Source organism: Achromobacter marplatensis (genome assembly GCF_002209535.1).
In the GTDB taxonomy this organism is placed as follows: Bacteria; Pseudomonadota; Gammaproteobacteria; order Burkholderiales; family Burkholderiaceae_B; genus Achromobacter; species Achromobacter marplatensis.
The window spans coordinates 240021-260313 of record NZ_NJIG01000008.1; the positions used below are offsets into that span (position 1 = coordinate 240021).

The 20293-nt window shown below is 65.6% G+C and carries 17 protein-coding genes; 11 read left to right on the plus strand and 6 right to left on the minus strand.

Annotation, left to right across the window (positions count from 1 at the left end; all coding sequences use genetic code 11):
* Window positions 1-2: 2 nt before the first annotated feature.
* From CEY09_RS20635 to CEY09_RS20660, 6 genes are read left to right on the plus strand one after another with little or no spacing between them, the layout of a single operon-like run.
* Window positions 3-1040, plus strand: a complete 1038-nt coding sequence (locus tag CEY09_RS20635) for a branched-chain amino acid ABC transporter permease (protein WP_088590079.1) — start codon at window positions 3-5, stop codon at window positions 1038-1040.
* 48 nt (window positions 1041-1088) lie between these two features.
* Window positions 1089-2267 (plus strand): ABC transporter substrate-binding protein, encoded by a 1179-nt coding sequence (locus CEY09_RS20640; protein WP_088590080.1) that lies wholly within the window; start codon window positions 1089-1091, stop codon window positions 2265-2267.
* A gap of 34 nt (window positions 2268-2301) precedes the next feature.
* The gene (locus tag CEY09_RS20645) at window positions 2302-3120 is read left to right on the plus strand and encodes an ABC transporter ATP-binding protein (RefSeq protein WP_088590081.1); all 819 of its coding nucleotides are present in this window, start codon (window positions 2302-2304) and stop codon (window positions 3118-3120) included.
* The gene (locus tag CEY09_RS20650; protein WP_088590082.1) at window positions 3117-4973 is read left to right on the plus strand and encodes an AMP-dependent synthetase/ligase; all 1857 of its coding nucleotides are present in this window, start codon (window positions 3117-3119) and stop codon (window positions 4971-4973) included. The genes CEY09_RS20645 and CEY09_RS20650 overlap by 4 nt, the downstream gene beginning before the upstream one ends.
* Complete coding sequence (locus CEY09_RS20655) at window positions 4970-6124, plus strand: thiolase family protein (RefSeq protein ID WP_088590083.1); 1155 nt, start codon at window positions 4970-4972, stop codon at window positions 6122-6124. Before CEY09_RS20650 ends, CEY09_RS20655 begins: the two co-directional genes overlap by 4 nt.
* A gap of 6 nt (window positions 6125-6130) precedes the next feature.
* Window positions 6131-6784: a TetR/AcrR family transcriptional regulator gene (locus tag CEY09_RS20660; protein ID WP_088590084.1), complete on the plus strand. Its 654-nt coding sequence runs from the start codon at window positions 6131-6133 to the stop codon at window positions 6782-6784.
* On the opposite strand, the gene CEY09_RS20665 is transcribed toward CEY09_RS20660, so the two are convergent.
* The 4 genes from CEY09_RS20665 to prfB form a co-directional block, all read right to left on the minus strand.
* Window positions 6768-7088 carry a preprotein translocase subunit TatB gene (locus CEY09_RS20665; protein ID WP_088590085.1) on the minus strand — a complete coding sequence of 107 codons (321 nt, stop codon included), beginning with the start codon at window positions 7086-7088 and terminating at the stop codon, window positions 6768-6770. The two genes, CEY09_RS20660 and CEY09_RS20665, sit on opposite strands and share 17 nt — an antisense overlap.
* Window positions 7089-7103: 15 nt before the next feature.
* Window positions 7104-8627, minus strand: a complete 1524-nt coding sequence (gene lysS / locus CEY09_RS20670; protein WP_088590086.1) for a lysine--tRNA ligase — start codon at window positions 8625-8627, stop codon at window positions 7104-7106.
* A 10-nt stretch (window positions 8628-8637) separates the two neighbouring features.
* Window positions 8638-9393: an SDR family oxidoreductase gene (locus tag CEY09_RS20675; protein ID WP_088590087.1), complete on the minus strand. Its 756-nt coding sequence runs from the start codon at window positions 9391-9393 to the stop codon at window positions 8638-8640.
* A 43-nt stretch (window positions 9394-9436) separates the two neighbouring features.
* Window positions 9437-10541 (minus strand): peptide chain release factor 2 gene (prfB, locus tag CEY09_RS20680; RefSeq protein ID WP_113914607.1). Its coding sequence is split into 2 segments (ribosomal slippage): window positions 9437-10459 and window positions 10461-10541, totalling 1104 coding nucleotides; the frame shifts between segments, so codons are not numbered across the junction.
* A 254-nt stretch (window positions 10542-10795) separates the two neighbouring features.
* Between prfB and CEY09_RS20685 the strand changes: the two genes are divergently transcribed.
* Complete coding sequence (locus CEY09_RS20685; protein ID WP_088590088.1) at window positions 10796-12106, plus strand: MFS transporter; 1311 nt, start codon at window positions 10796-10798, stop codon at window positions 12104-12106.
* Between the two features lie 63 nt (window positions 12107-12169).
* On the opposite strand, the gene recJ is transcribed toward CEY09_RS20685, so the two are convergent.
* Together recJ and CEY09_RS20695 are read right to left on the minus strand one after the other, a co-directional pair.
* Window positions 12170-13870, minus strand: a complete 1701-nt coding sequence (gene recJ, locus CEY09_RS20690; protein ID WP_088590131.1) for a single-stranded-DNA-specific exonuclease RecJ — start codon at window positions 13868-13870, stop codon at window positions 12170-12172.
* Window positions 13852-14796: a hypothetical protein gene (locus CEY09_RS20695; RefSeq protein WP_088590089.1), complete on the minus strand. Its 945-nt coding sequence runs from the start codon at window positions 14794-14796 to the stop codon at window positions 13852-13854. Before CEY09_RS20695 ends, recJ begins: the two co-directional genes overlap by 19 nt.
* A 178-nt stretch (window positions 14797-14974) precedes the next feature.
* Here CEY09_RS20695 and CEY09_RS20700 point away from each other — a divergent pair, with 178 nt between their 5' ends.
* The 4 genes from CEY09_RS20700 to CEY09_RS20715 all read left to right on the plus strand — a co-directional run bounded on the left by CEY09_RS20700 (window position 14975) and on the right by CEY09_RS20715 (window position 20227).
* Window positions 14975-16207 carry a lipoprotein-releasing ABC transporter permease subunit gene (locus CEY09_RS20700; RefSeq protein WP_234818361.1) on the plus strand — a complete coding sequence of 411 codons (1233 nt, stop codon included), beginning with the start codon at window positions 14975-14977 and terminating at the stop codon, window positions 16205-16207.
* Window positions 16200-16904, plus strand: a complete 705-nt coding sequence (locus CEY09_RS20705; RefSeq protein ID WP_006225269.1) for an ABC transporter ATP-binding protein — start codon at window positions 16200-16202, stop codon at window positions 16902-16904. The genes CEY09_RS20700 and CEY09_RS20705 overlap by 8 nt, the downstream gene beginning before the upstream one ends.
* A 40-nt stretch (window positions 16905-16944) precedes the next feature.
* Window positions 16945-17763 (plus strand): TatD family hydrolase, encoded by an 819-nt coding sequence (locus CEY09_RS20710; protein ID WP_088590091.1) that lies wholly within the window; start codon window positions 16945-16947, stop codon window positions 17761-17763.
* A 211-nt stretch (window positions 17764-17974) separates the two neighbouring features.
* Complete coding sequence (locus CEY09_RS20715) at window positions 17975-20227, plus strand: TonB-dependent receptor domain-containing protein (protein ID WP_088590092.1); 2253 nt, start codon at window positions 17975-17977, stop codon at window positions 20225-20227.
* Window positions 20228-20293: the final 66 nt, after the last annotated feature.

Here is a 20293-nt window from a genome sequence, read left to right on the forward strand (position 1 = left end):
CTATGCGCATCGCGACTGCGAAGCAGACCTACCTGGCCGACGAGTCCCTGTTCGACACGCGCACCCAGCATGTGTGGCTGGCGTTGCTGGCGGCCTCGCTGGTCCTGTTCCCGTTCGTGGCCGACGCCTATTGGCTCTACCTGGCCTGCCTGGTGGCCATCAATGTTGCCAGCGCGACGGGCCTGAACATCCTGACGGGTTATACCGGGCTGGTCAGCCTGGGGCAGGCCGCCTTCATGGGGCTGGGCGCATATACGGTGGCCGTCATGGAGCTGCGACTGGGCACGCCGGTGCTGGTCAACCTGCTGGGCGGCGGCGTGGTAGCGATGCTGGGCGGCTTGCTGGTGGGCATTCCTTCATTGCGCGTGAAGGGGCTGTACCTGGCGATCGCCACGATCGCGGCGTCGTTCATCGCCCACTTCATTTTTGCGAACTGGCAGTTCACGGGCGGCACCAGCGGTTTGCAGGTGCCGCCTGCGCGCCTGCTGGGCGTGGACCTGGATACCTCGTTCAAGATCTACTGGCTGATCGTGCCCGTGACGGTGCTGATGGTGCTGGGCGCGGCGAACCTGTTTCGCACGCGCATCGGCCGGGCCTTCATCGCCATCCGCGACCGCGACATCTCGGCCGAGGTGCTGGGCATCCGGCTGTTGCGCTACAAGCTGCTGTCTTTCGGCCTGTCGTCGTTCTACGCGGGCGTGGCGGGCGGCCTGTGGGCCTACTTCTTTCGCGTGGTGACCCCCGAGAGCTTCCCGCTGATCATGTCGATCTTCTTCCTGGCCGCCATCATCGTGGGCGGCATGGGCTCGATTCTGGGTTCCATCCTGGGCGCCGTCTTCATGACGATGGTACCCGAACTGCTCAAGCTGATCGTGGGCTGGCTGCCGGTGGGCGGCGACGCGCTGCGGCTGGTGTCGCCCGTGCGCACGATCGTCTTCGGCCTGCTGATCGTGGGCTTTCTGATCTTCGAGCCCCACGGGCTCGCGGAAATCTGGCGGCGCGTCCGTCGCTTCTTCCATCTGTGGCCATTCCGGACCTGAGCGCCGACTGGCCGTTTGCATGACCCATAAGACCCAAGGAGACACACCATGAAGCGCATCCGGTTAGGCAGCGGTTTATCGAGGTTGTTGGCCCCGTTGGGCCTGGCGGCGGCTTTGGCGGCGCCCGTGGCGCAGGCGGCGGACGATCTGGTGCTGGGCGGGTCGATCCCGTTGAGCGGGGTGTTCGCCTTCGCCGGGCAAGGCATCCATGCGGGCATTACCGACTACGTGAAGATCGTCAACGACCAGGGCGGCGTGAAGGGACGCAAGTTGCGCTATGTGCCGGAAGACACGGCGTACAAGGTGGATGCGTCGGTGGCGGCGTTCAAGAAGATCACCAGCCAGAACAAGGTGAATTTCTACTACGGCGATTCGACGGGCTTCTCCAAGACCATCAACGCCGAGCTGAACCGCACGGGCGACATCCTGATGACGGGCGCGTCGTTTGCCACCGAGCTGAACGATCCGGCCAAGTATCCCGCCCAGTTCATGCTGGGACCTGACTACACCGAGATGTTCGGCATCCTGCTGCGCTACATCGCCAAGGAGCAGCCCGGCGCGAAAGTGGCATTCGTGTATTCCGATACGGAGTTCGGCCGCGACCCGATCGCCAGTTCGCGGGCCGTCGCTGAAAAACTGGGGCTGAAGGTGGCCACCGAGATCATGACGCCGCCGGGCAGTGTGGACGTCTCGACCGAGGTCATCAAGCTGCGCCGCGCCGATCCCGATTTCACGATCTTCCACGGGTACGTCCTGGCGCCCATTCCGGAGTTTGTGGGGCAGGGCAAGCGCATGGGGCTGAAGACCCGCTACATGGGCACGTTCTGGACCATGGACAATTCCACCGTGATGCAGATGGGCGAGGACGCCGAGGGCTTCATGGGCGTGATGCCGTATCGCTACTACTACGACACGGAAGGCGATGCGCCGATGCTCAAGAAGATCCGCGAAATGCGTCCGCAGTACCAGAGCACCGGCTACATGCAGGGCTTCCTGGCGGCCATGCTGTTCACGGAAGTGGCCAAGCGCACGTTGGATGCCGGCAAGGAGCTGACCAGCGCCAACATGAAGGCTGCGCTGGACGGCATCAAGGACTTCGATACGGGCGGCCTGATCGGCGTGCCGATCTCGATCAAGGGCAATTCCATCCCGGTGGGCCGGATCTATCGCGCCGATGTGAAGCAGAAGCAAATGGTGCCCGCGTCCGATTGGATCGTGCTGAAGTGAGGCGACCGTGAACCCGGGACTTGACGCGCAAGCCATGACGACGGCGCCGCCTGCGGCGGTGCTGGACATCAACAATATCGAAGTCGTCTACAACAAGGCGGTGCAGGTGTTGCGCGGCCTGTCCCTGTCGGTGCCCGCCGGCAGCATCGTAGCGCTCTTGGGCAGCAACGGCGCCGGCAAGTCCACGACGCTCAAGGCGGTGTCGGGGCTGCTGGATCTGGAGGACGGCGCGCTGGTGCGCGGGCACATCGTCTTCAACGGGGGCGATACGGCGGGCGCCAAGCCGCAGAACCTGGTGCGGTCGGGGCTGGCCCACGTGATGGAAGGGCGCCGGGTGTTCGAGGACCTGACCGTGGAAGAAAACCTGGTGGCGGCGACCTATGCGTTGACCGGCCGGCCGGGCGCGCGGGTGGATTTCGACCTGGTCTACGGGTATTTTCCGCGCCTGTTCGAACGCCGCCGCGGCCTGGCAGGTTATCTGTCAGGGGGCGAACAGCAGATGCTGGCCATCGGCCGCGCGCTGATCGCGCAGCCCAGGCTGATGCTGCTGGACGAGCCGTCGCTGGGCTTGTCGCCGATGCTGGTGGAGAACATCTTTTCCATCATCGCCCGCATCAACGCCGAGCATGGCGTATCGATGCTGCTGGTGGAACAGAACGCGTCCGTGGCGCTGGCCGTGGCGAATTACGGCTACATCATGGAGACGGGCAAGGTGGTGATCGACGGCACCGCCGACAAGCTGGCGGCGGATCCGGACGTGCGCGAATTCTATCTAGGCGTCGGTGGCACGGGCGAGACCCGCGGGTTTCGCGACATCAAGCACTACAAGCGGCGCAAGCGCTGGCTGTCATGAAGGACAAGACCGTGATCGCCTCTCTCGATACGGCCGTGTGGCCCGAACTGACCTTGCCGCAGATGCTGCGCGAGCAGGCGCGGCGCCAGCCAGTGGCCATCGCCATCCGGCAAAAGGATTTCGGCATCTGGAAGCCGCTGACCTGGGCGGACTATTGGCAGCGCGCCTGCCGCGTCGGGCTGGGTTTGCGGGCCTTGGGCTTGAGCCGCGGCGGGCGGGTAGCCATCGTGTCCGAGAACCGCGTGGAGTGGTTGCTGACGCAGCTGGGTGCGGGCGCCGTCGGCGGGGTAGCGGTGGGCGTGTATTCGACCAGCCCGGCCGAAGAGATGGGCTACGTGCTGGAGCATGCGGACGTGGAACTGGTGGTGTGCGAAGACCAGGAGCAGACCGACAAGGTGCTGCAAGTGGCCAGCCGCCTGCCGTTGCTGCGGCGCATTGTCATGATGGAGACCAAGGGCCTGCGCTCCTACGCACCCGCCGAGCGCGGGCGCATCGTGACGTTCGCCGAGGTCGAAGCGGATGGCGCCGGTCGGGAGGCCGCCGAGCTGGCGGCCTTGAACACGGCGCTGGATGCGCAGTCGCTGGACGATACGGGCCTGATGATCTATACGTCGGGCTCCACTGGCAAGCCCAAGGGGGCGATGCTCAGCTACCGCAACATGCGCGGCGTGGCGCCGGGCATCGCGGATCGTTTGGCTATGGATGCCCGCAGCGTGCACCTGTCTTATCTGCCCCTGTGCCATGTGGCCGAGCAGATGCTGTCGACCTTCGTGCCGCTTTACCTGGGCTCCCAGGTGAACTTCGGCGAATCCATCCGCACGGTGCAGGAAGACCTGCGCGAGGTGGCGCCCACCATTTTCCTGGGCGTGCCGCGCATCTGGGAAAAGCTGCACGCGTCGATATCGATCAAGATGCAGGAAGCCGGGCGCCTGCAGCAATGGCTGTACCGCCGGGCGTTGGCGGCGTGCGCGCCGTTCCTGGAGAAGTCGCCCGCGCAGTACACCGCGCGTGAACGCCTGACGCATGCATTGTGGTACTGGCTGGTGCTGCGCGCCTTGCAAAACTTTATCGGCTTGCGGCGCGTGCGGGTGGCGATGACGGGCGCGGCGCCGATTCCGCCGGACGTGGTGCGCTACTTCCGCAATCTGGGCGTGCCGCTGCTGGAGGTCTATGGGCTGACGGAGTCGGCCGGCATGATCTTCGGCCAGCATCCCGACCGCGTGAAAGTCGGGACGGTGGGCGAACCGATCCTGGGCGTGGACTGGAAGATGGGGGATGCCGGCGAACTGCTGGTGCGCGGTGACATGGTGTTCCAGGGCTACTACAAGCACGCCGAGGCGACCGCCGACACCGTACGCGACGGCTGGCTGCATACGGGCGACGTCGTGGCCGAGCAGGACGGCCGCGTCCGTATCGTCGACCGCTTGAAGGACATCATGATTACTGCAGGGGGCAAGAACCTGACGCCGTCCGAGATCGAGAACGCGGTCAAGGGCAGCCCCTACGTGAAAGAGTGCATCGTGATCGCCGATGGCCGCAAGTACGTGTCGGCGCTGATCCAGCTGGAGTTCGATACCGTGGGCAAGTGGGCGGAATCGCGCCGCATCGCGTTTACGCATTTCCGGTCGCTGGCTGAATGCGCGCAGGTGCGCGAGCTGGTCCAGCAGGAGGTGTCGCGCGCCAATGCGGGCCTGGCGCCCGTGGCGCAGATCAAGCGTTTTCATCTGCTGACCAAGGAACTGGACCACGACGACGGCGAGGTGACGGCGACGATGAAGGTCAGGCGCGCCAGCATCTACCGCACCTACGCGAACGAAATCGAAACGCTGTACGCTGAGGAGACGCTGGCATGAACGAAGCCGTGATCGTGGAAGCGGTGCGCACGCCCTTCGGCCGCCGCGGCGGGTGGTGGACCGACACGCGCCCGGATACGCTGCTGGCCCAGACGGTGCAGGGGCTGCTTGCGCGCGCCGGACTGCCGGGCGCCCAGGTCGAGGATCTGATCGCCGGCTGCGTCAGCCAGGCGGGCGAGCAGGGGGCCAACATCGGTCGCCTGGCGGCGATGCTGGCGGGCTTGCCGGAAAGCGTGCCGGGCGTAGCCCTGAACCGCATGTGCGGGTCCAGCCAGCAGGCGGTGCATTTCGGTGCGCAGGCTATTGCCGCAGGCGACATGCGGTATGTGGTGGCCGGCGGCGTGGAGAGCATGAGCCGGGTGCCCATGTTCCTGGATGTGACGTTGGGTCAGGGCGAGTTCCGCGGTTTTGAATCGCTGAACCCGGCGTTGCTGGAGCGCTATCCGCTCATCCATCAGATCGAAAGCGCGGAGCGCATTGCCGACCATTGGCAGCTATCGCAGGCGGCGATGGACGAGTGGGCGCGGGAAAGCCATGCGCGCGCCTGGGCGGCTGCGAAAGCGGGCCGGCATGCGGAATTGCTGCCGGGTCCGCAAGGGGCCGGGCATCGGGATGAAGGTATCCGCGAGGCGACCGACCCGGCCCGCATGGCGGCCATGGCGCCTGCGATGCGTGCCCCGGGACAAGGCGGCGTGACCGCCGCCAATGCCAGCCAATTGGCGGACGGCGCGGCGGCGGTCCTGCTGGCCGACCGCGACACCGCGCTAGCCGACGGCTTGCGGCCGCGTGCGCGATTCCTGGCGCGGGTGGTGGTCGGATCGGATCCCGTGATGCAGCTGACGGGCGTGATTCCGGCCACCCGGCTCGCGCTGGCGCGCGCGGGTCTGACCCTCGAGGACATCGACTGGATCGAGATCAACGAGGCCTTCGCCAGCGTGGTGCTGGCTTGGCAACGTGAACTGGACGCCAAGCTTTCGCGGGTGAATCCTTGGGGCGGCGCGATTGCGCACGGACATCCGCTGGGCGCGACCGGCGCGGGGCTGATGGCCAAGATGCTGACCGGGTTGGAGGCAAGCGAAGGGGAGTTCGGCCTGCAACTCATGTGCATCGGCCATGGCATGGCGACGGCGACCATCATCCAGAGGCTGTAAGCGCACATGGAAAAGACCGAAGCTGCCGCGCCGCGGGAAGAGGGCGCGGATTCCGAACGCCGCCGCGAGCTGGTGCTGGCGGCGGGCAGGCTCTTCTGCAAGCACGGCTACGAGCGCACGACGGTGCGCGAATTGGCGCGCACCGTCGGCTTGCAGTCGGGTAGCCTGTTCCATCATTTCCGCAGCAAGGAAGAGATCCTGGTGGCGGTCATGAACAACGGCATCCAGGAAGTGATCGACGATGGAGAGCGGGCGCTGGCGCGGTACAACGCGCCGGCCGATCGCCTGGCGGCACTGTTCCGGGTCCATATGTGGAGCATGCTGCACGGCGCTGGCGGCGATGCGATGAATGCGCTGGTGTATGAATGGCGCAGCCTGTCGGCGCCCAGCCAGTCTGCCGTGAAGGCGCTGAGCGACCGCTACGAGGCCATGTGGCAATCGGTGGTGTCGGATGCAGTGAGCGCCGGGCTGGTCAAGGGCGATGCGCGCGTCATCAAACGCTGCGTGCTGGGGGCGATGAACCTGACGGTGCAGTGGTACAAGCCCGGCGGACGGCTGGCGCCCGCCGAGTTCATTGATGCGATGTTGCTGGCGGCCTTGCCGACCCTGCCGTCAGGAGTAGGGACGTGGCCGGTGGACGCAGTCAGCCGCGGCGCTTGAGGAATGCACCCACGGCGCAGGCGATGCCCAGCGCCAGCAGCGAGCCCGACACGGGAAGCAGGAAGTCCGCCTCGCCGTGATAACCGCCACCGGTGACGCCGCCCGCCACGCCGCCCATCCATAACAGAGCGGTCAGCAGGGACGCCGCGACGGCGATCGCGGCGGCGATGCACAGCGCGATGAAGATCGGGCGGCGCGGCCGCACGGGTTGGTAGGGCGCGCCCGGTTGGACGCGGCGGGGTTGCTTGATCCAGTAGACCAGCCCCGCCACGACCAGCAGCAGCATCAGGATCTTGAAGATCATGATGCGGTCCGCTGCTTAGTCTTCACGGCGCAGGTGCGGGAAGAGGATGACGTCGCGGATGCTGGGGCTGTCGGTCAGCAGCATGACCAGGCGGTCGATGCCGATGCCGCAGCCACCCGTCGGGGGCATGCCGTATTCCAGGGCGCGGATGTAGTCCGCGTCGTAGAACATGGCTTCTTCGTCGCCCGCGTCCTTGGCTTCGACCTGCGAACGGAAGCGTTCAGCCTGGTCTTCGGGATCGTTCAGCTCCGAGAAGCCGTTGGCGATTTCGCGGCCCGTCATGAACAGCTCGAAACGCTCGGTGATGCCTTCGCGCGTGTCGGAGGCGCGCGCCAGCGGCGACACTTCGACCGGGTAGTCGATGATGTAGGTCGGGTTCCAGAGCTTGGCTTCGGCGGTCTCTTCGAACAGGGCCAATTGCAGTGCGCCCAGGCCGGCGCGCGACAGCACAGGGCCGTCGGCGTCCGCGCCCAGCTTCTTCAGTTCGGCGCGCACGAAGGCGGCGTCGTCCAGCTGCACCTGCGTATAGCCCGGCGCGTACTTGAGGATGGCTTCGCAGATCGTCAGGCGGTCAAACGGCTTGGACAGGTCCAGTTCGCGTTCGCCATACGTGAGGACGGCGCTGCCAGTGGCCGAGATGGCGGCCTGGCGGATCAGCTCTTCCGTGAAGTCCATGAGCCAGCGGTATTCCGCGAAGGCCGCATAGAACTCCATCATCGTGAATTCAGGATTGTGACGCGGGCTGACGCCTTCGTTGCGGAAGTTGCGGTTGACTTCGAACACGCGTTCGAAGCCGCCGACGATCAGGCGCTTCAGGTAGAGCTCGGGCGCGATGCGCAGGTACATTTCCATGTCCAGCGCATTGTGGTGCGTCACGAAGGGCTTGGCCGCCGCGCCACCCGGGATCGGGTGCAGCATCGGGGTTTCCACTTCGAGGAAGCCGGCGTTCAGCATGAACTGGCGGATGCTGCCCACGGCCTTGCTGCGCGCTTCAAACGTGCGGCGCGTGGCGTCCGTCATGATCAGGTCGACGTAGCGCTGGCGATAGCGCAGTTCCTGGTCGGCCACGCCGTGGAACTTGTCCGGCAGCGGGCGCAGCGACTTCGACAGCAGGCGGGCGGTGGCGGCATGCACCGACAGTTCGCCCTTGTTGGTCTTGAAGACCGACCCTTCGATCGCGATGATGTCGCCGATGTCCCATTGCTTGAACGCGGCGTAGTTGTCTTCACCCAGCGTGCCGCGGTCCAGGTAGATCTGGATGCGGCCGGTGCTGTCTTGGAGCGTGGCGAAGCTGGCCTTGCCCATGACGCGCTTGAGCATCATGCGGCCGGCGACCTTGACGGTGACGGGGGCGGCGGCCAGGGCTTCCTGCTCCAGGCCGTCGTACTTGTCATGCAGGGCCGCAGCGCGGGCGTCCGGAACGAAATCGTTGGGGTACGCGACCCCGGTTTCGCGCAGTTTGGCCAGCTTGGCGCGCCGTTCGGCGATCAAGCGGTTTTCATCCTGGGCGGGGGCCGGAGTGGTCGAGTGGTCGGTCATGGTCGGGGGATCAGTCGTAATTGCGGATGTCGTCGATTTCGGTCGTGCCGAAATCTTCGCGATCCAGGTAGGCGAGGATGCGGGAGGCCACGTTGGCGGGCGAAGCCAGCTTGCCCGTGGCGTGGAAGTCCTGGAACTTGGCCAGCGCCGGGAAGCTTTCCGGGTCGCTGGAGCGGATGGTGGCCTGCATGTCGGTGTCGACGATGCCGGGGGCCAGCGCGACGATGCGTGCGCCATCGGCGCCCTGCTCCTGCTTGACCACGCGCGAGTACATGTCGAGTGCCGCCTTGGTGGCGCAGTACACGCCCCAGCCGGCGTTCGGGTTGCGGCCCGCGCCGGAGGAGATGTTCAGCACGCGGCGGTCGGCCGCGAGGTCTTCGACCGCGGCCAGGAAGCGCGCGGTCAGCAGCATGACGGCGGTGACGTTCAGATTGAACGCCGTGGTGATGGCCGCGCTGTCGATCAGGGCGTCGGTGCCGGCGACAGGATGCACGGTGCCGGCGTTGTTGATCAGCAGGTAGCGGCGGGCGTCGCGCGGCAGGGCGGCGCAGATGCGTTCGGCAGTGGCCTCGGCCGCTTTCAGGTCCGAGAGGTCCACGGACAACTGTTCCAGCTGCACGTCTTGCGAGCGTGCGTAGGCGGTCAGTTCGGGGTCTTCGCGGCGGGCCAGCGTGATCAGGCGGGTGCCCGGTTTGGCCAGGCCGCGCGCCATGGCGGCGCCGATGCCGCGCGATGCGCCGGTCAGGATTGCGATGGTGTCAGACATTCGTGGACCTCTGGGTGCGGTTAGCGGAAGTAGCGCAAGAGACTTAGACGCCTTGCTTCAGGCTGGCCTGGATGAAGGGGTCCAGGTCGCCGTCCAGCACTTTCTGCGTGTTGGAGATTTCAACGTTCGTGCGCAGGTCCTTGATGCGGCTCTGGTCCAGCACGTAGGAACGGATCTGGTGGCCCCAGCCCACATCGGTCTTGGAGTCTTCCAGCTTCTGCTGCTCGGCCATGCGGTTGCGCATTTCCAGTTCGTAGAGCTTGGACTTCAGCATCTGCATGGCTTCGGCGCGGTTGCGGTGCTGCGAGCGGTCGTTCTGGCACTGCACCACGATCCCGGTGGGGATGTGCGTCAGGCGCACGGCCGAGTCGGTCTTGTTGATGTGCTGGCCGCCCGCGCCGGAGGCACGGTAGGTGTCCACGCGCAGGTCGGCGGGGTTCACATCGACTTCGAACGAATCGTCGACTTCGGGGTAGACGAACACGCTGGCGAACGACGTGTGGCGGCCGCCCGAGGAGTCAAACGGGCTCTTGCGGACCAGGCGGTGCACGCCGGTTTCCGTGCGCAGGTAGCCAAAGGCGTATTCGCCTTCGATCTTGATCGTGGCCGACTTCAGGCCCGCGACTTCGCCTTCGGATTCTTCCAGGATCTCGGCCTTGAAGCCCTTGCGTTCGGCGTACTTCAGGTACTGGCGCAACAGCATCGAGGCCCAGTCCTGCGCTTCCGTGCCGCCCGCGCCTGCCTGGATGTCCACAAAGCAGTTCAGGGGATCGGCCGGATTGGAGAACATGCGGCGGAATTCCAGGTCTTCGAGCTTTTCCTGGTAGCCGTCGGCGTCTGCTTCGATGGATTCCAGCGTGGAATCGTCGTCATCGGCCTTGGCCATTTCGAACAATTCGTTGGCGTCGGCCAGGCCCGTGCCCAGGCCCGTGAGCGTTTCCACCACGGTTTCCAGCGCTTTCTTCTCACGGCCCAGGTCTTGGGCGTGCTTGGGGTCGTTCCAGACGGCCGGGTCTTCGAGCTCGGCGTTTACGACTTGCAGGCGTTCAGCTTTGGCATCGTAGTCAAAGATACCTCCGTAGAGCCTGTTCGCGCTCCGCGTAATCGGCGAGGCGGGCTGCGAGCTGGTTCTGACGTTCGGCTTCCATGATGATCCTGTCCTGATGACTTTTGTGCGAAACCTGGCATTTTACCGTGGATGGCCCGACTGCGCGGGCGCGTGTTGCAAGAAGGGGGACGGATCCGGCGCTAGGGGTTTGCGTGAGTCAGGCCAAGTTGTTCAGTTTTTTGTCACCTTGCGCGCTCTAGGCTTGTTCCAGTGGCCGTTGCGTCCCCGTTCGGGATGCCGGACCGCCGTACCGGCAATCCGCCGGATGATCCCGCCAGAGGACAGGAGACATAGATGGAAAACACGATGACCCCTGGGGTCACGCCGGCGATCCCGGCGAGTGAGGAGGACCGCATCTACCGCAAGGTGGGATGGCGGTTGGTGCCGCTGTTGGTGGTTTGCTACGTCGTGGCCTACCTGGACCGCGTGAACGTGGGCTTCGCCAAACTGCAGATGCTGCAGGAGCTTCAATTCAGTGAAACGGTATATGGGCTGGGCGCCGGCATTTTCTTCATCGGCTACTTCATCTTCGAAATTCCCAGCAACATCATCCTGCACAAGGTAGGCGCGCGGGTCTGGATTGCACGGATCATGATCACCTGGGGGATCATCTCCGCCTGCATGATGTTCGTGACCAGCGTCCACATGTTCTATGCGTTGCGCTTCCTGCTGGGCGCGGCCGAGGCCGGCTTCTTCCCCGGCATCATCCTGTACCTGACCTACTGGTATCCGGCAGCGCGGCGCGGTCGCATCACGACGTTCTTCATGACCGCCGTGCCCATGTCGGGCCTGATTGGCGGCCCGATCTCGGGCTGGATCATGTCCACGTTCCATGGCGACCATGGCCTGTCGGGCTGGCAGTGGCTGTTCCTGCTGGAAGGCATTCCGTCGGTGGTGATCGGCGTGCTGGTGCTGATCTATCTGGATGACCGCATCAACAAGGCCAAGTGGCTGACGGCGTCCGAAAGGGCCGTGCTGATCCGCAACATCGCAGCGGAAGAGCAGCAGAAGGAAGATCCGCCGATCCGCGCCGCGCTGACCCGTCCGCGCGTTTGGGCCATGGCGCTGATCTACTTTTCGTTCGTGATGGGCCTGTATGGCGTGGGCTTCTGGATGCCGAGCCTGATCAAGAGCACGGGGGTGCAAAGCCCGCTGGCGATCGGCCTATTGACCGCGATCCCCAACCTGTTCGCCGTGATCGGCATGATCCTGATTTCGCGCAATTCCGACCGCCTTCGCGAGCGCCGCTGGCACGTGGCGCTGCCGGCGCTATGCGGCGCGCTGGGCCTGTTCTTCTCGGCCGTCTGGAGCGGCAACACGGTGTTGGCGATTCTGGCGCTGACGGTGGCCAACATCGGCATCTGCACGGTGCTGCCGTTGTTCTGGAGCCTGCCGACCGCCTTGCTGGGCGGCACGGCGGCCGCTGCCGGCATCGCGCTGATCAACTCGGTGGGCAACCTGGCGGGCTTCGTCAGCCCGTATCTTGTGGGCTGGTTGAAGGACATGACCGGCACGACCAATACCGGGCTGTACATGCTGTCGGGCTGCCTGGTAGTGGGCGCGCTGGTGGCGCTGGCGCAACCGGCCAAGCTGGTCAATAAATAAAAGGATCCGCCCTGGGGGCGGTACCGACGGCGGGGTGTTTGAAAGAGCCCTCGCCGTTTTTCGTCACGCCGCGTGTTCGATGACCAGCTGCACCGACACCATGCCGTTCCAGACGTTCTGCTCCAGGCGATAGGCGGCCTGGATGTGTTCGGGCAGCGACTGGTCGTGGCCGAACCAGATGGCGTCAAAGCGCTGATGGCCGCGTTCCAGCGACAGCTTCAGATGCTTTTCGCCCACCAGGCGCTGGTTGCGCACGGTGAACTCGTCCAGGAACAGGGGGGCGGCAAAACCGGCGCCCCAGACCTGCTGCTGCAGCATGCCCGCGACATCGGCGTTGGCGTAGCCGGATTCCAGCGATCCGTCGGTTTCGATGACGGGCTCGAAGGTGTCGCGTCCGGTCAGTTCCCGCACGGCGGCGTCGAACGCGGGAGCGAAGGCCGGGAAGTCTTCACGGCCCAGGGTCAGGCCCGCCGCCATCGCATGGCCGCCGAACTTGCGGATCAGGTTGGGATGACGCTTGGACACGAGGTCCAGCGCGTCGCGCAGGTGCACGTCGGGAATCGAACGGCCAGAGCCGCGGATTTCGTCGTCGCCCGCCGGCGCGAAGGCCAGCGTGGGACGCCAGAATTTCTCTTTCAGGCGGGAGGCGACCAGGCCCACCACGCCCTGGTGCCAGCCCGGGTCGAACACGCAGACGGTAGCGCCCGAGGCGGCATTGGGTTCTTCCATGGCGGCCAGCGCTTGCTCGCGCATTTCGGCTTCGATGGTACGGCGTTCGCGGTTGATGTTGTCGAGCTCGCGCGCCATTTCCAGCGCCTGGGCTTCGTCATCCGTGGTCAGGCAGGCGATGCCCAGGCTCATGTCGGCCAGGCGTCCCGCGGCATTGATGCGGGGGCCCAGCGCGAAGCCCAGGTCAAAGCCGTTGGCGCTGCGCGGTTCGCGGCCGGCAACGGCGAAGAGCGCGCGCAGGCCGGGTTGCAGCCGGCCGCTGCGCATGCGCTGCAGGCCTTGCGTGACCAGCAGGCGGTTGTTGGCGTCCAGCTTGACCACGTCGGCCACGGTGCCGAGGGCGACCAGGTCGGACAGCGTGTCCAGGCGCGGCCCGCCGTCGGCCGCATAGACGCCGCGGCGACGTAGCTCGGCGCGCAGCGCCAGCATCATGTAGAAGATGACGCCCACGCCGGCCAGGTTCTTGGACGGGAAACCGCAACCCGGCTGGTTGGGGTTCACGATGGCCAGCGCGTCGGGAAGGGTGTCGCCCGGCAGGTGGTGGTCGGTGATCACCACGCCGATACCGGCCGCGTTGGCGGCAGCCACGCCGTCCACGCTGGCGATGCCGTTATCAACAGTGATGATGATGTCGGGCTTGCCGCTGCGGTGCCGGACGGCCAGGTCGACCACGGCGGGCGACAGGCCGTAGCCGGTTTCGAAGCGGTTGGGCACCAGGAAGTCGACGTCGGCGCCCATGGCGGACAGGGCGCGCAGCCCGACGGCGCAAGCGGTGGCGCCGTCGCAGTCATAGTCGGCCACGATCAGCATTTTCTTGCCGGCCTGCAGGGCGTCGGCCAGCACGCCGGCGGCATGCGCCGAGTGCGTCAGGCCGGCCGGCGGCAGCAGCGACGGCCAGGCCAGCTTGGTCTGGTCGGGGTGGGTGACGCCACGGGCGGCCCACAGGCGGGCGAGCAGCGGGTGGATGCCCGAAGCTTCCAGAACGTGGCAGGCGTCCAGGTCGGCCGGACGGATGGTTAAGCGGGGTGTGACCACCAGGCGCTCCAATTTTTCTTGGGCGCGGGCAGCAAGCCAAGCAGGCCCCCGCGCGGTTTCAGGGTAAGGGCGACCTTGCGGTCGTCGCCCAGCAGCAGCAATTCAGTGGCGGTGTCGGGCACGCCTTTCTTGCCGGCCAGCGGCCGCAGGTGTTGGGCATCCAGCTCGGCAAGCGCGTCCAGCCAGGCGGACCAGTCGCCCGTGCGTTGCGGCGCGTCCAGCCCGGTCAACACGCGTTCGGGGCCCGCTGGCGCGATGGGCCAGGGCGTGCCACCGCCATACAGCCACAAGGCGTTGACGGGCGCCAGGCCGCGGGCGGCGCGCGCGTCGTTGACGGGGTGCTCGTGCCACGCCATCTGTATTTCATTCAGCAGCCGTCGCCAGGGACGCGTTTCCGTGTCCTGGCGCCACCACTCGTTCAAGCGCTGGCCGGCCACCACCTGCGGTGAGGCGGTCTGCGGGCGAAGGCCGTCGGGCAGCCGCAGGCGCCAGCGTTGAGGCGATAGCGCATCCACCGCAAAACCGGTGCCTTCGAACAGCGGGCGCGCCGTGTCCAGCAGGGCGGCGGTTTCTTCGGGCAGCAGGTCCATCTGGCCCGGATCCAGCAGGTTGGCCTGGTCGGCGCCCAGCGCCAGGTGGACCAGTTCGGCCAACCAGACGGCGTCGCCGGCAGGAGCCTGGCCGGCGGCCAGCAGCGGCCCCAGGCCGGCGCCTTGCAGCAGGCCGGGTTCGGGCGTGTAGCCCGCACGGGTCAATTGCCAGGATTCGAAGGCCGTGCAACCGTGGGCACGCACGTCGAAGGCGACGGACCGGGCGGCGCCGGCCAGCAGCCAACTGTGCAGCGTGGGGGCGCGTTCGGGCAGAAGCTTGGCCAGTTCGGCGGCAACGGGAAGGGCGGGCAGCGCGCCCGGAATGACGATCAGCATGGCGGGGATTGTAGTCCGCGCGGGGCCGGGGAACTAAGCGGCGCCGGCAACTGCCATAGCTTGACACGCCTGGTCGTGGAACCGCACATCCGCGGCGCGATTTCCAGGCTGTTAATGCCATAATGCGCACGTGCTGAAAATACCCTACGAACTCTGGATAGGCGCCCGCTATGCCGGGTTGGCCCGAATCCGCCAGCGACGCGGGCGCCGCGATCGCTTCATCTCCTTCATCGCCGCCAGCTCCATGGCGGGCATCGCGCTGGGCGTCGCCGCCCTGATCGTGGTGCTGTCCGTGATGAACGGGTTTCAAAAAGAAGTGCGCGACCGCATGCTGTCGGTACTGCCGCACATCGAACTCTACATTCCTGGCGGCTTGCCGGAACGCGTGCTGGACCAATGGCAGCAGTTTGCCGACGCGGCCAAGCAGAACCCCGAGGTCAAGGCCGGCGCGCCCTTCGTGGCCGCGCAGGGCATGCTGGTGCGGGGTCAGGCGTTGCGAGGCGTGCAGGTGCGCGGCATCGACCCGGCCACCGAAGGCAACGTGTCGGACCTGCCGCGCCAGATGGTGTCGGGCAAGCTGACCGACCTGAAGCCCGGCGGCTTTGGCGTGGTGCTGGGCAATGAACTGGCTGACGGCCTGGGCGTGAAACTGGGCGATACGCTGCTGATGATGGCGCCGCAAGGTTCGATCAGCCCCGCCGGGTTCGCGCCGCGCATGCGCCAGTTCACGGTGGTGGGCGTGTTCTCGTCCGGCCACTATGAATACGATTCCTCGCTGGCGTTCGTTGACAACGAAGACGCCGCGCGCGTGTTCCGCGAAAGCGGCACGGCTGGCGTGCGCCTGCGCATCGCCGACATGCAGAAGGCGCCCGAAGTCGCCAGCGAACTGAAGAAAGTGCTGCCGCCTTATGTGATGGCCAGCGACTGGTCGCGCAACAACCGCACCTGGTTCGCGGCCGTGCAGACCGAAAAGCGCATGATGTTCCTGATCCTGGCGCTGATCGTGGCGGTGGCGGCATTCAACCTGCTGTCGTCGCTGGTGATGGCCGTGAAAGACAAGCAGTCCGACATCGCCATCCTGCGCACCTTGGGCGCGGGGCCAGGCGAAGTGGCCCGTATCTTCCTGGTGCAGGGGGCGCTGATCGGCGTGATCGGCACCTTGCTGGGCGTCGTGGGCGGCATCATCATCGCCTACAACGTGGACGTGATCGTGCCCTTCATCGAACGGTTGTTAGGCGTGCATTTCCTGCCGCGCGAAGTCTATTTCATCAGCGCCTTGCCGTCCGATCCGCAAATCGGCGATATCGTCACGATCGGCCTGACTTCCCTGGTGCTGTCGCTGCTGGCGACGCTGTATCCCAGCTGGCGCGCGTCGCGCCTGCAACCCGCACAGGTGCTGCGCCATGATTGATGCTCCGAATCGTGCGTCGTTGACGCCTGCGTTGCAGGCCGAGAACATCGTCAAGGTCTACGACGAAGGCCCTGCGCGCATTGAAGTGCTCAGCAACGTCAGCCTGTCTGTCGCGCGTGGCGAGATGGTCGCCATCGTTGGCGCATCCGGCTCGGGCAAGAGCACCTTGCTGCATATCCTGGGCCTGTTGGACGTGCCGACCAGCGGTTCGGTGTCCGTCGACGGAAAACTGGCGATGGGCTTGTCCGAAGCCAAAAAGAGTGCCGTGCGCAACAGCAGCCTGGGTTTCGTGTACCAGTTCCACCATCTGCTGCCCGAGTTCTCGGCGCTGGACAATGTGGCGATGCCGTTGATCGTCCGCCGGGAAAACCGTGACAAGGCCCGTGCTGCGGCGCGCGAGGTGCTGGCGCTGGTGGGGCTGGCTGCCCGCGAAGACCACTTCCCGGGGCAACTGTCCGGCGGCGAACGCCAGCGGGTGGCGCTGGCGCGTGCGCTCGTGACGCGGCCGGTGTGCGTGCTGGCCGATGAACCGACGGGCAACCTGGACCGCAACACGGCGCACAAGATGTTCGAACTGCTGACCCGGGTGAACCAGGAGTCGGGCACGGCGTTCGCGATCGTGACCCATGACCCGGAACTGGCCGCCCGCGCCGACCGCCAATTGCTGATGGAAAACGGCCGTCTGGTATCGGGATAAGGCAATCCGGGTGGATAATCCTGTCGAGGAGGCCACGCCCATGCTGATCGACACCCACTGCCATCTGGACGCCGCCGAGTTCGACGCCGACCGCCAGCAGGTGGCCGACCATGCCTGCGAGGCCGGCGTCCAGTCCATTGTGATTCCGGCCATCGAACGCGCCAATTTCCCCATCGTGCGGGATCTGGCCGGCCAGATCGCCGGAGGCGCTTACGCGCTGGGCATCCATCCCTTGTACGTGCAGCGCGCCGACGATTCCGACCTGGATGTGCTGCGCGACACCATCAAGCAGTCGTTGGGGGATCCGCGATTCGTCGCCATCGGCGAGATCGGCCTGGATTTCTTCGTGCCCGAGATCTCGTCGGGTGAACCGCGCGAACGCCAGGAACGCTTCTATGCCGCGCAACTGGCCATGGCGGCGGAGTTCCACCTGCCGGTGCTGCTGCATGTGCGCCGGTCGCAAGACATCCTCTTGAAATACCTGCGCCGGCATGGCCGCATCGGGGGGATCGCGCACGCCTTCAACGGTAGTGCGCAGCAGGCGCAAGCGTTCATCGACCAGGGCTTTGCCTTGGGGATGGGCGGGGCCATGACTTATGAACGCGCCTTGCAGATCCGCCGCCACGCGGTAGAGGTGGATCTGGCCCATCTGGTGCTGGAAACCGACGCGCCGGACATACCGCCGGCCTGGCTGCACCCCCCGCAGCGCCGCAACCGGCCAGGCGAGCTGGCTCGCATCGCCGGCGTATTGGCAGACCTGCGCGGTATCACGGCCGCCCAGGTGGCCCATGCCACCACCGCCAACGCCATGCGCGTTCTGCCGCGGTTGCCGGCCGCCATCCTGGCCGACGTCGACTGACTTCCGTCCCCCGATGTACGCAGCGCGATAACAGCAGTTGTCGTGCGGATGCGTCATTTTTATAAGAATTTTCTGAAAACTTGCTAAACGCTGAATAAAAACTGACAAAAAGTTGAATAGAATATTGGGAATGAATATCATTGCCGTTCACTGAAAATTCCAATCAGCGCAATGCGCGCCGCCCCACCGGGGTGGTCTCAATTGATTCCCTATGTCGACTCAGAAAAGCATCCAGGGCTCCGGGGGAGCTCGTCCCGCCCATTTCCCGTCTTTCCGCTTGTTGCCGCTGGCCTTGGCGATCGCCGCAGCGGGCAGCGCCCAGGCGCAATCCGCGGCCGGCGCGAACGAAGACACCATGGGCGTCGCCCAGATGGACACCGTCGTGGTGACCGCCGCGGGCTTCGAGCAGGAAATCAAGAACGCGCCGGCGTCCATTTCCGTGATCACCCGCGAACAACTGGAGACCAAGCCGTTCCATAACCTGGCCGACGCGGTGGCCGATGTGGAAGGGGTGACGGTGGAGCGGGGCGGTAAAGCGGGCGGCATGAACATCAGCATCCGCGGGCTGCCCAGCGATTACACGCTGGTGCTGGTGGACGGCAAGCGCCTGAACCAGAACAGCTCGGGCGCGCGCCCCAACGGCTTTGGCGACGTGGACACCAACTTTATTCCGCCGATGGCGGCCATCGAGCGGATCGAAGTCGTGCGCGGGCCCATGTCGACCCTGTACGGGTCGGATGCAATGGGCGGCGTGATCAACATCATCACCCGCAAGGTCAGTCAGGATTGGATGGGGCAGATCACGCTGGACGGCACGGCGCAGGGGGACAACGCCTTCGGCAACAACTACGGCGCGGCGTTCTACCTGAGCGGCCCGATCAAGACCGACAAGCTGGGCCTGACCTTGCGTGGCGGCCAGTACCGCCGCCTGAGCGCGAACGGCAGCTATCCGGTCAATCAGGCCGAGTTCAACAGCGGCAACTACACCGGCGACATCGCCAGCTTCTCCGGCCTGGGCGACAGCAAGCAGCAGAACGTGGGCTTGCGCCTGGCGCTGACCCCCAACCGCAACCACGACATCCTGTTCGACGTGGATAGCAACTGGCAAACCTACGACAACGCCAACGGTGAACTGGGCACGCTGAATACGAGCATCGCGCCCAACCGACAGGGTGGCGGCTACGATCCCGAAATGAAGTTCAACCGCCAGCGCTATGCGCTGACGCATCTGGGGCGCTACGGCGGTTCCATCAGTTCCGACACCAGCCTGGTCTACGACACGACCGAGACCATTGGCCGCACCAACCCCATGAATTCGCCGCGCCGGCCCTCCGACGGCGCCAAACGGGACCTGGAATACGACAACTGGGTGTTCGACACCAAGTGGACGATGCCGCTGTTCAACGACCGGCACAACCTGACGATGGGCGGGCAATGGCGCGAGCAGCAGTTCAAGGACACGCTGGTCTCTGCGCCGCTGGATCAGCGCCAGTACCAGTGGGCGCTGTTCGCGGAGGACGAATGGCGCATCGTGGATGACTTGGCGCTGACGGCCGGCGCACGTTACGACCGCAACGAGCAGTTCGGCGGCAAGTGGAGCCCGCGCGGCTATCTGGTGTGGAACGCCACGCCGATGTGGACCGTCAAGGGCGGCGTGAGCAAGGGCTACAAGACGCCGGACATCAACCTGATGACGGACGGGATCATCGGTCTGGGCGCGCAGGGCACCATGCCGCTGCTGGGCAATTCGCAACTGAAGCCAGAAAGCAGCACCTCGTCCGAATTGGGTCTGCTGTTTGACAACGGCGAGGGCCTGTCGGGCAACCTGACCGCCTTCCACACCAAGTTCAAAGACAAGATCGACTCGCAGAACGTCCCCAACTGCCTGGCCAGGGGCGGGCCGGCGCCGGGGTGCCTGGATCTGGGCGTCTGGGAGCGCAACGGTGTTCCCGTGGACAATTTCTCGCAGCGCGTGAACATCGACACCGCCACCATCCAGGGTTTTGAACTGGGGGGCCGCATTCCGCTGTATGGCGGCGTGTCGTTCAACGGCAACTACACCTTGACCGCCAGTGAAGTGACCTCTGGCGCGAAGGAAGGCCAGCCCCTGGGTTCGCAGCCGCGCCATGCGCTGAACCTGGGCCTGAACTGGCGCATCAACGACCAGTTCAATGCGTGGGTCCGTGGCGAATACCGCGCCAAGCAGTTCAACGACATGAACTGGGAGAAGGAACAGGTGTTCTACAACCCGTACTGGCTTGCCAGCATGGGCGGTTCCTACGTGGTCAACAAGAACGTGACCCTGTCGGCCTCGGTGTTCAACCTGTTCGACAAGAACTTCGTGAACTATGGCCCGACGAAGATCGGCGCCAACGCGCCGGCGGCCAACGCGAACTGGACCAATTCGTACCGCCAGGTGCTGGAAGGCCGCCGCCTGTGGGTGTCGGCAAACATTACGTTCTGATCTGCCTAGTGCCTGGCTTTGGCCGGGCATTCTTCGGAGGGCTCCGCCGGTGTGCGGGGCCTTTTT